Genomic DNA, 15,181 nt, shown 5'->3' with positions numbered 1-15,181 from the left:
CATCCAGATTATTCCATAACCTGATCACTTTCTTGTTTTATATCAGTAAAATCATCAATTTCAACCCGATTCCGCCCGTTTTCTTTTGCACGGTAAAGTGCCTTGTCGGCGACTAATAATAGCGCTTCAATATCAGGCACGGCCTGATGCACAAAGCTGGCGCCTATACTGACAGTCACTGGTATTTGCTGAGAGTCGCTAACGTCAATAGGGGTATTGGCTAGCTTGTTGCGTACGCGTTGCGCAATCATTTCTGCTTCCTTACGCCCGCAATCGGGCAATATTGCAGCGAATTCTTCACCACCGATACGGCCCAACATGTCAATATCGCGCAAGCCTGCACTGGCTATACGTGCAAAAGCGACCAATACGCGGTCACCACCGGCATGTCCGTAGGTATCATTCACGTCCTTAAATTTATCAATATCCAGCATCAATATTGCGACTGGCCTTTTTTGATCAACAAGCCTGCCCAGTGCACTGGAAGCGCGTTCATTAAATGCTCGTCGGTTTAACAGGCCAGTCAGTTGATCATGCTCAGCAATGTACTTGAGTTGGCGCAAGAGTTCTTCACGCGCGGCCATGACGCATGCAACGGTAAGCGGTGCCAGCGCCAGCAGACTCACCCCTATACGTATTGAGAGCAGCATGGGACGCGAATTCATGTTGACGATAGAGATGGGCAAATAACCAAGTGACATAGAAATCAACACCCAGCCGCTGTACAGTAAGGTCAGTACGCTGGTGATGAAAATGTCGTAGCTTAATGCGCACCACAGCAAGGCAGGGATAGGGAATACGGGAGCGCCGGGCCCGCCTATGATGATGCCCAGGGAAAAAGACATCAGGAGAGCGCTTATGGGCAATATTTTACCAATACGGATATGGTCCGTTTTGAAAGCGCGGCGGCGGTTTAATCTAAACCCTGACAAGTCTGGCAAACTCAGCATGACAGGTAAAACTGCCATCAAATTGACCAGTTCATTCACGAACCAGAATGCCCAGCCTTTCAGTGGGTTGGCATTGGATAATATCGGGTCGGTCATATTGCCAAGCACGCCAGCAAATGCTGCGACGCATGACGCTACCAGTGCAAGGTAAAGCACAGAAAGTGGGTGTTTCAAACGACGGTGTTCTTCATCCAGCCAGGCGAAAAGCAGAACACCTGTGATGACGCAAGCAAGATTGCCCCCAGTCAGCAACAAACTGGTAGATAAATTCTTGACTGTCATTAAGTCGGTTGCGCTATTGGTCAGTGAATAGGCAACAACATAAGCCATTATTGCGCCGAACCACCCACCGGGATTATTTAACGTGCGAAAGCGTACAAATAACCCAATCAGCAGTGCGTTGGCTGGCCATAATGCCGCCAGATGCCCCATGGGACGGCTGACTATTCCCGGCATGCATGCAGCAAACACGATGGCACCCGTAATAGCTGCAGCCTTGATTTGCTCAGTCCAGCTTGGTATGGGATGCATCATCAGCTCAAGAACTCCGGTTCTCCATCAGCTTTGCAATGAATAAAATTCGTCCTACTCAATCATGTTGGACTCGGGGTTTTAAATCCAGATTTTCCAATATTCTGGCGCTCGATAGACTAAAGTACTGTAGCAGATAGTAAGACACAGAGGCAGCTTGAGATGTACTTCACAAAGTCTGAATTCTTTTTATGGCACTTGTATTGGAATTAAAATAAAATAATACGCTCGTACTATTTTGCGGTATAGTAAGCAAAAATAAGCTTACACCAGATTTTTTAAAAGCACTGAACTGGCAAATCCAAGCAGTATTTCACCTATAGGAAGAGACATGAGCGCCGAATATCAAGTGAATGGCAATATCGCCGTAATTACCCTCAACAATCCACCCGTGAATGGCCTTGGTCATGCCACCCGCACAGCGGCGGTGAATGGCATGAAACAAGCCTTGAACGATGATGCGGTCAAAGCCATCGTCATTACAGGTGCTGGTAAAGCATTCTCCGGCGGTGCGGATATCAAAGAATTCAATTCCCCCAAAGCATCTGCAGAACCTAGCCTGCATACGCTCATCAATGTAGTTGAGGGATCTGACAAGCCTGTCATCGCTGCTATTCACACAGTGTGCATGGGTGGTGGCCTGGAGTTGGCACTGGGTTGTAATTATCGCGTCGCATCCAAAGGGGCGCAAATTGCCTTGCCTGAAGTTAAATTGGGCATCTTGCCAGGTGCTGGCGGCACACAACGGCTGCCGCGCGTGCTAGGTCTGGAAATGGCTTTGAATATGATCGTTTCCGGCACAGCGATACCATCAGAAAAACTGGCTAAGACAGCGATCTTCAATGAAGTGGTGGAAGGTGATGTACTGGAAGCGGCACTCGCATTTGCGGCCAAGGTTGTTGATGTTCGCCCCTTGCCAAGAGTACGCGATATCAAGATCGATTATCCGAACTATGAGGCCTATTTACAATTCTCACGCAACACAGTGCGCGCCATGGCAGGCCCTTTCCCTGCACCTTTGAAATGCATAGAAGCTGTGGCGGCTGCGGTCACCAAGAAATTTGATGATGGCATCAAATTTGAGCGTGAATTGTTCGTTGATCTGGTGCAAACCACAGAATCCAAAGCACTGCGTCACGCCTTCTTTGGTGAGCGTGCGGCCAGCAAATTGCCGGATGTACCAGAAGATACGCCAACACGCCCTATCAAATCGGTTGCCGTTATCGGTGCTGGTACCATGGGCGGCGGCATTGCCATGAACTTTGCCAATGCTGGCATCCCAGTGCAAATTCTGGAAATGAAGCAAGATGCACTGGATAAAGGCCTGGCAACGATACGCAAGAATTATGAAAACACGCTTAAAAAAGGCAAGCTGACGCAAGAGAAATTTGACCAGCGTGTGGGTCTGATCACAGGCACTCTGTCGTATGAAGAGATTGCTCAGGCGGATATCGTCATTGAAGCCGTGTTTGAAGACATGGGCGTCAAGGAACAGGTCTTCAAAAAACTCGACGAAGTCATGAAGAAGGGCGCAATTTTAGCGTCGAATACATCAACACTTGACGTCGACAAGATTGCTGACTTCACTAAACGTCCTGAAGATGTTATCGGCACACATTTCTTTAGTCCGGCAAACGTCATGAAATTGCTGGAAATCGTACGTGGCAAAAAAACAGCCAAAGATGTGTTGGCAACTGTGTTGGGCCTATCCAAAAAAATCAAGAAAACTGGTGTTGTCTCAGGCGTTTGTGACGGCTTTATCGGCAATCGCATGATAGAACAATATAGTCGTCAGGCAGGTTTCTTGCTGGAAGAAGGCTGCACACCTGAGCAGGTGGATAAAGCGGTGGAGAAAATGGGCTTTGCGATGGGGCCGTTCCGTATGGGTGATCTGGCGGGTAATGACATCGGCTGGTATATCCGCAAGCGCCGTTACGTAGAAAAACCACAGATCACGTATTCCAAAACAGCAGATTTACTCTGCGAATTGGGTCGTTTTGGTCAAAAAACGGGCGCGGGCTGGTATGACTATAAGCCAGGCGACCGCAAAGCTTATCCTTCAAGCATTGTGAATGACATGATCATCCAGCACTCTGCTGACCTGGGTATTACGCGTCGCAAGATTTCTGATCAGGAAATCGTCGAGCGTCTGATATTTGCGCTGGTCAATGAGGCAGCCTATATCCTGGAAGAAGGTATAGCGACGCGTGCGTCTGATATCGATATGGTGTATCTGACTGGCTATGGATTCCCACTACATACTGGTGGCCCTATGTTCTATGCAGATACCGTGGGCTTGCCGAATGTGGTCATGGCCATGGAGAAATATGCCAAAGGCCGCCATGGCGATGCCTGGAAACCAGCTCCGTTGTTAGCAAAACTGGCTGCAGAAGGAAAAACTTTCAATTAAATAAACTTAATTGGAATGAAATGAGTGGCTTGCCTGAAAAAATTACTCTTTAGGCAAGCCATTTGTTATTGGTAAAGAGGTAATCTCGCCAGAAAAAAATGACCAGTCAGGGCGTATCTCCTTCCTAAATCCCATAATTTCTCTATCAATCATGGGCTTGTCTGCGAGTCGCCAAAAACACAATGCACCACAATGCTATAATGTGCGGTTAATCCCCATATTTATTGCAAAAGGTTTTCTGTGCTTTCTACCGCTAATATCACCATGCAGTTCGGCCCCAAGCCGCTGTTTGAAAATATCTCTGTCAAATTTGGCGAAGGTAACCGTTATGGCCTGATCGGTGCCAATGGCTGCGGCAAATCAACCTTCATGAAGATCCTTGGCGGTGACCTTGAGCAATCTTCAGGCACGGTCATGCTGGATCAAAATGAGCGCCTGGGTAAATTGCGTCAGGATCAGTTTGCGTTTGAAGAAATGCGTGTGCTGGAAGTAGTCATGATGGGCCATACCGAGATGTGGGCCGCGATGGCGGAACGGGATGCGATCTATGCCAATCCTGAAGCGACTGATGACGACTACATGAAGGCCGCAGACTTAGAAGCCAAGTTCGCTGAATATGATGGTTACACTGCTGAGGCACGGGCTGGTGAATTATTGCTGGGCGTAGGCATACCGATTGATCAGCACCAAGGAGTCATGAGCGCTGTTGCCCCAGGCTGGAAACTGCGCGTCTTGCTTGCGCAGGCCTTGTTCTCCAACCCAGACATTTTGCTGCTTGATGAGCCGACGAATAACCTGGACATCAATACCATCCGCTGGCTGGAAGATATTCTGAACGAGCGCAATTCCACCATGATCATCATTTCCCATGATCGCCATTTCCTGAATCAGGTATGTACGCACATGGCAGACATGGATTACGGTACCCTGAAAGTGTATCCGGGTAATTACGATGACTATATGCTGGCGTCGTCACAGGCACGTGCGCAGCAAATGGCCAACAATGCCAAGGCAAAGGAAAAGGTCGCTGAACTGCAAGACTTTGTCCGTCGCTTCTCTGCCAATAAATCCAAGGCACGTCAGGCAACTTCACGCGCCAAGCAGATTGATAAAATCAAGATTGAAGATTTCAAACCATCCAGCCGTCAAAATCCTTTCGTGCGTTTCGATGGCGAAAAGAAATTGCATAGACTTGCCGTGGAAGTGCAATCTCTGAGCAAAGCTTACGACAAGCCATTGTTCAAGAATGTCGATCTGATGGTGGAGGCGGGTGAAAGAATCGCGATTATCGGCGCTAACGGTATCGGTAAAACCACGCTGTTGCGTTGTATAGGCGGCGATGACATCACTGGGATGCATGCTGATTATGGTGTCGTTAAATGGGCAGAAAATGCCAATGTTGGCTATATGCCGCAAGATCCTACCGAAGAATTTGCGTCCGATAAAAACCTGACCGACTGGATAGGTCAGTGGACACAAGAGGGTGATGACGATCAGGCCGTGCGTTCTATCCTGGGTCGCTTGCTGTTCGGTGGTGATGACGTCAAAAAATCAGTCAAGGTTTTATCAGGTGGTGAAAAAGGTCGCATGATGTATGGCAAGCTGATGCTGGGTCGCCATAATGTCCTGTTGATGGATGAGCCAACCAACCATATGGATATGGAATCTATCGAATCACTGAATATTGCGCTGGAAAAATATGCGGGCACCCTGATTTTCGTGTCGCATGACCGTGAATTCGTGTCTTCGTTGGCGACGCGAGTATTGGAAATCAAGGAAAATAAAATCATCGACTTCCAGGGAACGTATGAAGAATACCTGAGTAGCCAGGGCATTGAATAAACGGATAGTAAAGATAGTGAATAAATCAAAAGCCAGGCGAACCTGGCTTTTTTTCGTGCGTAAGTTTTGGGACTATCTAAATTTTACTTAACCAGGCTTTACTCCATCAAGCTTTACCTAGGAGTAAATCAAGTCTGTCGCTCAGACTACGTGCCATTTCTGGCCCCTTGGCTTTTTGAACTGCCTCCACATATGTCTGTCGCAGAGCACGAAAATCATCTATATTTGATGCACGCTCTACCTTGAGTTGCAGTCCATAACCACGCAAACCTATGGCACTCTTGATAGTCTCATTGTAGAAGTTGTACAGAGCCTGGAAACGCTCGGCATCCGTCATTTCTGGAGCTGCAAGCACTGTTAAATTGCCTGCAATGTTAGCAGTGGCCGCTGTTGATTCAATTTCTGGTGGCGCTGAGGATTCTGTCGAGAAAGGGAGGGGGTCGGTTTGAACGGCAATTTCAATAATGAATTCCTGTTCCAGAAGCTCTTGCAGATTTTGTTTTGTCAAACCCAAAGCTGCGACTTTTTTCATGATGTCAGCCGCAGTTTGCTTGCCATCTATCATGACCAGTAAAGTACGCAATCTGGATGCCAGCTGATACTTTCTGGTCGTGATTTCTTCGCGGCCTTTTTCGGTCTTGTCGTAGATGCTTGCGTTCATATCCAGCTACGGCCTTTGCTTGTCTCGATATAGTAGAAATTGTTTCCACTTTATTCGAGAATACATCAATTCAGCCGGCCTGCCAATGAAATGCAGGTAAATGCAGTTCTCATCTTTAATTAGATGGCTTGCGGACGAACTTAACAGTTTTTAATTCGGAAAAGCTAGTGCATGTGTCGTTTGATGACGATGAACAATTGCTGCAACCAGAACCACAACCTGCAGTTTGCTTGACCATCTTTGCAAACACAGGCGCAAGTGCTGGAACACGGCTGACACTGAATGCCCGTATTTTTTCCTTGGTCGCCGTTGGCATCCATTTCAATAACAGATACACAGATGCCAGTGTCAACATTAGAACTGCGATCAGGTTTTGCATGTCTTATCTCCCCAGGAAAAAACTGGAAATATGATAGGTCAGGAAAGATGCGCAATAGGCCAGGCCAAATAAATAAGCAGCCATGATGACTGGGTATCTCAAGGTGTTGGTCTCACGTTTGACGACACTCAGGGTCGCGACACATTGCGGCGCGAAAACATACCATGCCAGCAGGGACAGGGCAGTAGGTATGCTCCATGAATGGGCAATCAGGGGCTCCAGTGAGCGACTCAGTTCCTCTCCGGATTGTGATAGTGCGTATACTGTACCCAGAGCTGCCACAGCAACTTCGCGTGCTGCCAAACCGGGTACCAACGCAATACATATTTGCCAGTTAAAACCTATGGGCGCAAATATCACTTCCAGCGCACGACCCAGGTAACCGGCAATGCTGTAATAAATCGGTGGCTGCGTTGCATTTTCTGGCGCGCCAGGAAAACTGCTGAGGAACCACAGCAAAATCATGAGAGACAGAATAATAGTGCCAACACGGGTAGTGAAAATTTTGATTCTTTCCCACAAACCCAGCAGCAGGTTGCGCAAATTTGGCCAGCGGTAATCCGGCAATTCCAGCATCAAAGCCTGTTGATGCACTTCGCTACCCCATTTCTTTTTGAAGAAGTAGGCCACGAGCATGGCCGAGACTATGCCTCCCAGATACAAAACAAACAACACCAGGCCCTGCAAATTCAGTATGCCCAATACAGTTTGATCAGGAATAAAGGCAGCAATGATTAGTGCGTATACTGGTAAGCGCGCTGAACAAGTCATCAAGGGGGCAATCATGATCGTCACCAGACGGTCACGCGGGTTTTGTATTGTCCTGGTTGCCATGATGCCAGGGATTGCGCAGGCGAAACTCGACAGTAGCGGGATAAAGGCACGACCAGACAGGCCGACTTTACCCATGACCCTGTCGAGCAAAAATGCAGCTCGTGGCAAATAACCGGAGTCTTCCATGATCAGGATGAAGAAGAACAGGATAACAATCTGCGGCAAAAACACCAGCACGCTGCCAGCACCGCCTATCACACCCTTCACCAGCAAGCCTTGCAGTACTCCGGGCGGCAGTGCTGATTCAACAGAAGTACCAGCCGCATCGATGGTTGACTTGATCAAGTCCATTGGTGCCTGTGCCCAGGCGAATACCGCCTGGAATACGAGGAACATCAGGGTAGCAAAAATGATGGGGCCGATAGCTGGATGTAAAATCCAGCTATCGAGGCGATAACTCAAAGTGCCAGCTCGTTCGCTGGCCGCGTCAACATCTTGCGTGACGCAGGCTTCCAGCACCGCATTGGCTTGTTGTTGCAAGCTTTCAGGGCTTTGCGCGGAAAGAGCATGTGGTGTGACGTTGGCATTTGGTTGGAGTGTTTGCGCCAACGTTTCCAGTTCAGTCAAGAGTGCATCTATCCCTTTGGGATCGACCGCAATGGTCTCAACAACAGGAATATTCAGCTTACGGCTTAAAGCAGCAATGTCAATGTGGATATGGCGCTTCTTAGCGATATCCATCATGTTGACAGCGAGTATCAGCGGCTGGCCTAGCGCCAACAATTCAAATACTACACGCAAGCCGCGTTTCAAATTGGTGGCATCCACCACGCATACCACGGCATCTGGCATGGTTTCATCAGTGCGAACACCAGTGACTACTTCCTGAGTGATTTTTTCGTCAGGAGTAATGGCATGCAGGCTGTAGGTACCTGGCAAATCCAGTACCTGCCATTGGCGCCCTGCATCCGAGCGGAATTTACCTTCTTTCCGTTCTATCGTCACGCCTGCATAATTGGCTACTTTTTGTCGCGCACCTGTCAATCGATTGAAGAGTGCAGTTTTTCCGCAGTTAGGGTTACCGACAAGAGCGATGAGCGGAGAAAACAATTCGTTCACTATGTTCCTACTTTTCCTGAGTGAGTAACGCCGGGGATGACACCAATCAATGCTGCTTCAAAATTTCGCAATGCAAAGGTAGATTGACCTATCCTGACTGCCAGTGGTTCGCCGCCAAAATAGCCTTTGTGTAATATCTTGACCGATTCGCCTTTGACAAAGCCTAGTTCTTTCAGGCGGCGGGTAATATTGAACAGGCTTTCATCCTTCACATCGCCTTGTTCCTGCACGTCTTCAACGACACCGGTATCACCGACTTTCATCAGATTCAGTGTGGTAGAAATTGCTTGCTGTAATGGCAAACTGCTCATGGCGAAATTCCTGTGGCGAAGAAAAGCGTAACTCTAAATGATAATGAGAATATATATCAATACCGATTATGATTCAACCGCTATACAGGCCCGGAATGACGGACTTTGCGATTGATCAGAGCTTTAATGAAATTATTTTTCCTTTAGTAACAAATTTATATTTTTATTAATTTTTTATGATTGCGTGACCTGAAATAAATTCTTGCATAAAAACTGGATTCCAGAATATAGTTGTGTTATGCAACTATATGTGGATGAATCATGAACACTGAAATTCCTTCCCCTTCTATCCAAGACATCCGTGATGCTTCTCGCAGGCTGGTACGTGAACTTGGATTCATGAAGCCAACTCTGGCGGGTACAAGTCACTCTGCATCTGCAGTGCATGCCTTAATTGAGATTGGTGAACATGGCGTTCTCAGTGCGACGGAACTTTGCAGTGTGCTATGTCTGGAAAAATCAAGTGTTAGCCGTATGGTGCGCAAGCTTGTAGAAAGTGGTGAACTGGTAGAAACCAGTAGCCAAAAAGATGCGAGAGGAAAAGAACTCGCGCTGACATCAAAAGGCAGGCGGACTTTGGACAGCATCAACCAGTTTGCTCATCGGCAAGTCAGCAATGCATTAAAAAATATCCCTCTGTCAGCTCATGAAAAAGTGAGAGATGGCCTGTTTACATACACAAAAGCACTGGAGGCCGGTCGTGAGGGTGTATCGTCTTCTATCATTTCAGAGGTAAATATTCAATGTGGCTATCACCCCGGTGTGCTTGGCCGTGCGGTAGAAATGCATGCGCGCTACTACGCACGTACTTCAGGATTCGGGCATTTCTTTGAGGCCAAAGTTGCCAGCGGCATAGCCGGGTTTGTCGGACGTCTGGATAGATCATGCAATCAGTTATGGTTTGCAGTCAGTGACGGCAAAGTTGTCGCTACCATCGCGATTGATGGTGAAGACCTTGGTGACAATATTGCCCACCTGCGCTGGTTTATCGTCGATGACGAATTACGTGGCAGCGGGATAGGCAGGCGTTTACTGAGCGAAGCAGTTTCCTTTTGCGATCAGCGGCAATTCAGTGAAATACAACTATGGACATTTAAAGGCCTGGATGCTGCACGCCGCTTATATGAGCAAGCTGGCTTTATCATGCTTGAAGAGCGCCCCGGCCAGCAATGGGGTGAGGAGGTCATAGAACAGCGATTTGCCCGCCCCATTACTAGGTAAGGTCGATCACCGGAAACCAGCATTAACCAGTAGCAGTGCAGCGGTGACATCTTGCGCTCTTATTCTGTCCTGTAAAAATCCATGACCCAATTAGTTTCCCATTGAGTACCGCCATCCACTGAAAATGCCTGCTCCCAACGAGGTTGATCTGGCGCTGGCACGCTCCATAAAAAGCGCACTCGTATTGCCTGGCCAGCGAAGGTGTCATCTGCATAAAATTGTCCATTGCCATTTTCAAAACACCCCTGCATGGGCACATCCAGCTGAGTCGGATAACGGCCATCCAGCCACCAAATGGACCAGATGCCTTTTTCTGCATCGAATGAACGTAAGGTAGCTGCACGGTATGCGCCACCTGGCATATCAAGTAAGTTGTCATCGATATTGCCAGCGCCACCAAGAATTTTACTAACGGCGGTATTGCCATCAAATTCCAGCCAGTCCTGGCAGTTGGCAAGCCGCTCTTTAAGGTGACGGTGTTTGACCTTCCAGTTACCAATAAAAAAATCAAAGTCGGCGACGCCTGCGGTATTTGTTCTGGTATGCATGATTTCTCCTCAGTTAAACATGCTTCGGCAGAAGCAATAAGCGAAAGAATAGAGACTATATAGGGCATAATTCATCCTATTAATTGCATAAACTTGGCACATGTCTCAAAGTTATCATCCCACCACCCGCGTCCTTGCATTGCTGGAGCTCTTGCAAAATCAAGGGCAGATCAGTGGTGCTGACCTGGCACAGAAATTGAACATTGATCGGCGCAGCCTGCGTCGCTATATCGTCACCTTGGAAGAAATGGGCATACCCATCATGACTGCGCGCGGTCGCCATGGTGGCTATTCCATCATGCCCGGTTTTAAATTGCCGCCCATGATGTTTAATGAAGAGGAGGGCTTTGCCATCTCCATTGCCCTGTCTGTCGCACGCCAGATGAAACTGCTTGACGGTGCATCATCGATAGAAAGTGCACAGGCAAAATTGCAAAGAATTCTGCCAGACAAACTTAGGCGAAGATTGAAGGCAGCAGATATAGCGATAGAACTCAATCTGCAACCCGCCGCAGTGCCGGCTGATAAAGAGATCTTGGCCATGCTAAGCCATGCCGTTGCGCACAAACAAGCGATGCACTTGCGATACCGCGGTGCGAATGATGTTGAAAGCGAAAGGATGGTCGATGGCTATGGTCTGGCCTTTCACGCAGCATGTTGGTATTTAGTTGGTTTTTGCCATTTACGACGAGATATACGTAGTTTCAGGCTGGACAGAGTGATACATGCAGATCTACAGGCCAGAAATTTTGATGTTCCTGCCAATTTCAGTGTCATCACATATCTGCGTAGCGCTGTGGCGGCTATTCCCCGCGCCTACAGTGTCGAAGTCTTGTTGAAAACTGATATGCAAAGGGCGCGCGGACATCTGTCAGACTCGATTGCTGTGTTGGAGCAAACTACGGAGGGCGTAATGTTGTATAACCAGTCTGAAGATTTGACTTGGTTTGCAAGACAATTGGCCGCTTTGCCCTTTGATTTTGAAATTCGTAAGCCCGCGCAATTGCACACTGAGCTTAAAGAGGTGGCAAACCGCTTATTACAGAATTGCCTGCCCTAATATAAGATAATCGATAAGATAATCGATAAGATAAACGTCACAAAGCATATAATTTCTTCTTTAAATGAAGAAATTATTCTTTTAAGGCTTGTGAATTAGAAAGAACTATGACAAGATGGCATGGTCAATAATGAAAAAGCCTCGAAATTAGCAAGCATATGAATACGCAAAGCACTTATCAATCACTGATTCAGGCAAGTTCTAGCCTCGCCACGCGGGCAGGCAGACTATTGGGCAAGTGGATGGAGATAAGCGAAGCTGACGTTCTTGCTGCAGGAACGATTTTTGCGATGGCACCGGTGCCAGCATGCGGCACAGTCAAGGACTTTGGCGGCCAGGATGGCGGCAATGAGTTCGCATTTTGCAGGACTATGATGATGGACATTCGGGGTGCAAACCCTTGAAATCAAGAAAGCAGATATAAATCTGCTACTTGATGAGAGCTGAAAAGCCCGGATGCCTGCAAAGCTCCGGGCTTTTTGCCTTTTTGGTTTCTAAAATTCATGCTTTGACAGATGAGCATTGGAAAAACAGTAGTAAAACCCGCCGTTTGGCGGTCGTGCCGGAAAACGCCGGATAACACGGGATTCTTTAACAATTCGGGAAGATGTATTGATAGCCCTTCCGCTACGTGTTTCTACATGTCGCGGGCAGGGGGCATGCTGTGAATATCGAATGATATTCGCAGCATGTTAAAAGTGACTTGAGATCAGGTCATTTTTAACATGCTGGCACTTCATTTTGTGATGAGACCTATACTTTCCACTGCGGATAACACTGCAAAAAAGAAAATTTCAGTGGTGGATTAAGGCATGTATTTTGTCATCCTATAAAAACAAGAAAAATAGAAAATTATGTTTATGATTTATTGGTCCATCTGTACTGATGGAAAAGAACAGGCATCCTCGAAAGAGTTTGCCAATGATTGCATGGTCGATGCCTTGCGATTCACTGAGTTTTTGCGCGCAGAGCAGCGGCAGGGCGCAGCGATTCGTCATATAACGATGTCGTGTGAAAATCCTGATTCAGTTGGTCATGCAGGTGTTGCTGACGCGGTGCCAGAATACTCGTGGAAAAAACGCCGTTAGATGCATTTGAAAGGCGATTAGACTGAAATTTGATCATCATGTCTTACAGCATCAGCAAATCGTGGCTACAATGAAAGAACAAGTCGTCGTGATGGCGACGGCATGTGCGGCGAGCACCTATCAATCCGTCTTCCCAAATTGGAAAAACATCCCATACAAACAGGTGATGTATGCAACAAATATTGGTTTTGGATATAGCTGGGGTACCTTATGACTGGATAAGTCAGAACGATGCTGCGACTCAGTACGCCGCAAAAAAAGTAGCGTGGGATATTGGTGATCAGATTATCATGCTGCGTGGTGGCTACAACAAGGATGGTGAACAATCAAAAATCTTCATCAAGCCTATTATCTCTATACGTAATAGTGAACGCATGTCCAGGAACAGCCGTCATCAGATTCCCTTGGGAGATGGTAACCGTCTGCTATATGCGCGTGACAGACACATCTGTGCTTATTGTGGCGAGACCTTTCCTTACCAGGAATTGTCACGCGATCATATTTTGCCGAGTTCGCGTGGTGGAAAAGATGTCTGGGAAAATTGTGTAACCGCCTGCAAGGACTGCAATCACGCAAAAGGCAATAAGTTTGTACACGACTTCAAGCCTTTGATTTATGTGCCGTATGCACCTTGCCGTTTCGAGCACTTCATTTTAAGTGGAAGGAATGTGATTGCAGATCAACTGGAATATCTTTCAGCAAAACTACCCAGACATAGTCGTTTATTATAGTGAACTAGAGAGTAAGGGTATGAGTGCTGCAATGTTTGCAGAGTCATACCCTTTTTGCTAGTATATTTATCATAGTGAATGGATCTTCAATTCCATTTTCTTTTAAAATGTATTTACAATACATGTTATATGCCTTATGATGCTGGATATTGTATTGAATGTACCAGTCCGTTTGAAGTTGTTCACTACTTGGTGTGACTTTAAACATGTATTTTTTATATATCTATAAGATGGAATATGTTAGACACTCATACAAGAAATTTAGTAAAAGCCACAGTGCCGGTATTGAAAGAATATGGTGTCAGCTTGACGCGCCATTTTTATGCGCGCATGTTCTCTCATAACCCGGAATTAAAGCCCGTCTTCAATCAGGGCAATCAGCAATCTGGCAGCCAGCAACAGGCTCTGGCAATGGCGGTTTTGGCTTATGCAGAACACATCGACAATCCCGCGGTCCTGATGCCGACTTTAACTCTGGTAGCGAACAAACATGTCAGTGTAGGTATCAGGGCAGAGCATTATCCTGTCGTCGGCATGCATTTATTGGCATCAATCAAGGAAGTATTGGGAGATGCTGCCAGTGAAGAATTATTGGTGGCCTGGGCAGCAGCGTATGGGCAACTGGCAGATATATTGATTGCTCAAGAAAACGCTATCTATGCAAAAGCTGCAATAACTCCGGGTGGGTGGACAGGATGGCGTAGTTTCATCATCAGCAAAAAAATAGTGGAAAGTGAAGAAATAAGCTCGTTCTATTTGCAAGCTGTGGACGGTGGCTCTGTGCCTGATTACAAGCCGGGTCAATACATCTCAATCAAAGTATTTGTGCCTGAATTAGGAATGATGCAGCCGCGTCAGTACAGTCTTTCATGTGCGCCAGGCCAGGCATATTTGCGTATCTCTGTCAAACGTGAGGCGGAAATGGCAGGAAAACCTGCTGGTCTGGTTTCCAATGTATTGCATAGAGATTGTCACGAAGGCAGCTTGATTGATGTGGCACCACCAATGGGAGATTTTGTTTTGCATGAAGACCGGGATACGCCGGTGGTACTGATCAGTGCTGGCGTAGGCGTGACCCCAAAACTTGCCATGCTGGAGCATTTGCTAAAACAAAACAGCAAACGGGAAATTCGTTTCGTACATGCTTGCCGACATGGTGGCGTGCACGCATTCAAGCAACAAGTGCGTGACTTGAATGAGCAATATACACAAGTCAAATCACTGACATATTACGAAGTGCCACGCGCGGAAGATCAGCAATCGGTCGATTATGATCAGGAAGGGCGGTTGGATCTGAACACTGTGGCAAGCGGCTTTATTTTGCCTGAAGCTGACTATTATGTGTGTGGACCGCGCTCGTTCATGCAAGTGCAAATCGCCAGCTTGAAGAGTCTGGGTATTGCATCCACACGCATACATAAAGAAGCTTTTGGCAGCGGTGGATTTGCACACTGACATGTCATTGCAATGCCAGGGTTAGTATGGATTAAAGCCGATGACATTGCTTTGCTGCAGTTCTGTATTAATTGTATTAACATGGCCGGGCCATAAGGCAA

14 protein-coding genes are annotated in these 15,181 nt (G+C 47.1%); 8 read left to right on the top strand and 6 right to left on the bottom strand.

Features of this window, described 5'->3' with window-relative positions; genetic code table 11:
• Positions 1–8: 8 nt before the first annotated feature.
• Positions 9–1,484, bottom strand: a complete 1,476-nt coding sequence (locus ACO0LG_RS10295) for a diguanylate cyclase (RefSeq protein WP_423025965.1) — start codon at positions 1,482–1,484, stop codon at positions 9–11.
• 328 nt (positions 1,485–1,812) lie between these two features.
• Here ACO0LG_RS10295 and ACO0LG_RS10290 point away from each other — a divergent pair, with 328 nt between their 5' ends.
• Together ACO0LG_RS10290 and ACO0LG_RS10285 are read left to right on the top strand one after the other, a co-directional pair.
• A complete protein-coding gene (locus tag ACO0LG_RS10290) occupies positions 1,813–3,891 on the top strand; it encodes a 3-hydroxyacyl-CoA dehydrogenase NAD-binding domain-containing protein (protein WP_423025963.1) in 2,079 nt (692 codons plus the stop codon).
• Positions 3,892–4,131: 240 nt separating this feature from the next.
• Positions 4,132–5,733: an ABC-F family ATPase gene (locus ACO0LG_RS10285; RefSeq protein ID WP_423025961.1), complete on the top strand. Its 1,602-nt coding sequence runs from the start codon at positions 4,132–4,134 to the stop codon at positions 5,731–5,733.
• A 106-nt stretch (positions 5,734–5,839) separates the two neighbouring features.
• Here the strand turns inward: ACO0LG_RS10285 and ACO0LG_RS10280 are convergent, their stop codons facing one another.
• The 4 genes from ACO0LG_RS10280 to ACO0LG_RS10265 all read right to left on the bottom strand — a co-directional run bounded on the left by ACO0LG_RS10280 (position 5,840) and on the right by ACO0LG_RS10265 (position 8,977).
• Positions 5,840–6,394 carry a hypothetical protein gene (locus ACO0LG_RS10280; RefSeq protein ID WP_423025959.1) on the bottom strand — a complete coding sequence of 185 codons (555 nt, stop codon included), beginning with the start codon at positions 6,392–6,394 and terminating at the stop codon, positions 5,840–5,842.
• A gap of 115 nt (positions 6,395–6,509) precedes the next feature.
• Positions 6,510–6,773: a hypothetical protein gene (locus ACO0LG_RS10275; RefSeq protein ID WP_423025957.1), complete on the bottom strand. Its 264-nt coding sequence runs from the start codon at positions 6,771–6,773 to the stop codon at positions 6,510–6,512.
• 3 nt (positions 6,774–6,776) lie between these two features.
• Complete coding sequence (gene feoB, locus ACO0LG_RS10270) at positions 6,777–8,666, bottom strand: ferrous iron transporter B (protein WP_423025955.1); 1,890 nt, start codon at positions 8,664–8,666, stop codon at positions 6,777–6,779.
• Positions 8,666–8,977, bottom strand: coding sequence for a FeoA family protein (locus tag ACO0LG_RS10265; RefSeq protein ID WP_423025953.1), 312 nt, complete (start codon positions 8,975–8,977; stop codon positions 8,666–8,668). Before ACO0LG_RS10265 ends, feoB begins: the two co-directional genes overlap by 1 nt.
• A 261-nt stretch (positions 8,978–9,238) precedes the next feature.
• On the opposite strand from ACO0LG_RS10265, the gene ACO0LG_RS10260 reads away from it, so the two are divergent.
• Positions 9,239–10,198 carry a bifunctional helix-turn-helix transcriptional regulator/GNAT family N-acetyltransferase gene (locus ACO0LG_RS10260; protein ID WP_423025951.1) on the top strand — a complete coding sequence of 320 codons (960 nt, stop codon included), beginning with the start codon at positions 9,239–9,241 and terminating at the stop codon, positions 10,196–10,198.
• Positions 10,199–10,257: 59 nt separating this feature from the next.
• On the opposite strand, the gene ACO0LG_RS10255 is transcribed toward ACO0LG_RS10260, so the two are convergent.
• Positions 10,258–10,746 carry a DUF1579 domain-containing protein gene (locus ACO0LG_RS10255; protein WP_423025949.1) on the bottom strand — a complete coding sequence of 163 codons (489 nt, stop codon included), beginning with the start codon at positions 10,744–10,746 and terminating at the stop codon, positions 10,258–10,260.
• A 100-nt stretch (positions 10,747–10,846) separates the two neighbouring features.
• Between ACO0LG_RS10255 and ACO0LG_RS10250 the strand changes: the two genes are divergently transcribed.
• The 5 genes from ACO0LG_RS10250 (at position 10,847) to hmpA (ending at position 15,080) form a co-directional block, all read left to right on the top strand.
• Entirely contained in the window at positions 10,847–11,806 is a 960-nt protein-coding gene (locus ACO0LG_RS10250; RefSeq protein ID WP_423025947.1) for a helix-turn-helix transcriptional regulator, read from the top strand.
• A 158-nt stretch (positions 11,807–11,964) separates the two neighbouring features.
• Positions 11,965–12,210, top strand: a complete 246-nt coding sequence (locus ACO0LG_RS10245; RefSeq protein ID WP_423025945.1) for a hypothetical protein — start codon at positions 11,965–11,967, stop codon at positions 12,208–12,210.
• A 450-nt stretch (positions 12,211–12,660) separates the two neighbouring features.
• On the top strand, positions 12,661–12,894 hold the full coding sequence (locus ACO0LG_RS10240) for a hypothetical protein (RefSeq protein ID WP_423025943.1): 234 nt from the start codon (positions 12,661–12,663) through the stop codon (positions 12,892–12,894).
• 170 nt (positions 12,895–13,064) lie between these two features.
• Positions 13,065–13,625 carry an HNH endonuclease gene (locus ACO0LG_RS10235; protein WP_423025941.1) on the top strand — a complete coding sequence of 187 codons (561 nt, stop codon included), beginning with the start codon at positions 13,065–13,067 and terminating at the stop codon, positions 13,623–13,625.
• A gap of 237 nt (positions 13,626–13,862) precedes the next feature.
• Positions 13,863–15,080, top strand: coding sequence for an NO-inducible flavohemoprotein (gene hmpA, locus ACO0LG_RS10230; RefSeq protein ID WP_423025939.1), 1,218 nt, complete (start codon positions 13,863–13,865; stop codon positions 15,078–15,080).
• Positions 15,081–15,181 lie beyond the last annotated feature (101 nt).

This window comes from Undibacterium sp. Ji42W, assembly GCF_049340405.1.
Taxonomy (GTDB): Bacteria; Pseudomonadota; Gammaproteobacteria; order Burkholderiales; family Burkholderiaceae_D; genus Undibacterium.
Note: the sequence above shows the minus strand (reverse complement) of the source record. Positions and strands in the feature narration are given on the sequence as shown.

Excerpts from the sequence above, each read along its gene's own strand:
- ACO0LG_RS10290 (WP_423025963.1), top strand. The coding sequence starts at position 1,813 with ATGAGCGCCGAATATCAAGTGAATGGCAATATCGCCGTAATTACCCTC.
- ACO0LG_RS10235 (WP_423025941.1), top strand. The coding sequence starts at position 13,065 with ATGCAACAAATATTGGTTTTGGATATAGCTGGGGTACCTTATGACTGG.
- ACO0LG_RS10245 (WP_423025945.1), top strand. The coding sequence starts at position 11,965 with ATGAATACGCAAAGCACTTATCAATCACTGATTCAGGCAAGTTCTAGC.
- ACO0LG_RS10255 (WP_423025949.1), bottom strand. The coding sequence starts at position 10,746 with ATGCATACCAGAACAAATACCGCAGGCGTCGCCGACTTTGATTTTTTT.
- ACO0LG_RS10280 (WP_423025959.1), bottom strand. The coding sequence starts at position 6,394 with ATGAACGCAAGCATCTACGACAAGACCGAAAAAGGCCGCGAAGAAATC.
- ACO0LG_RS10275 (WP_423025957.1), bottom strand. The coding sequence starts at position 6,773 with ATGCAAAACCTGATCGCAGTTCTAATGTTGACACTGGCATCTGTGTAT.
- hmpA (WP_423025939.1), top strand. The coding sequence starts at position 13,863 with ATGTTAGACACTCATACAAGAAATTTAGTAAAAGCCACAGTGCCGGTA.
- ACO0LG_RS10250 (WP_423025947.1), top strand. The coding sequence starts at position 10,847 with ATGTCTCAAAGTTATCATCCCACCACCCGCGTCCTTGCATTGCTGGAG.
- ACO0LG_RS10265 (WP_423025953.1), bottom strand. The coding sequence starts at position 8,977 with ATGAGCAGTTTGCCATTACAGCAAGCAATTTCTACCACACTGAATCTG.
- ACO0LG_RS10260 (WP_423025951.1), top strand. The coding sequence starts at position 9,239 with ATGAACACTGAAATTCCTTCCCCTTCTATCCAAGACATCCGTGATGCT.
- ACO0LG_RS10295 (WP_423025965.1), bottom strand. The coding sequence starts at position 1,484 with ATGATGCATCCCATACCAAGCTGGACTGAGCAAATCAAGGCTGCAGCT.
- ACO0LG_RS10240 (WP_423025943.1), top strand. The coding sequence starts at position 12,661 with ATGTTTATGATTTATTGGTCCATCTGTACTGATGGAAAAGAACAGGCA.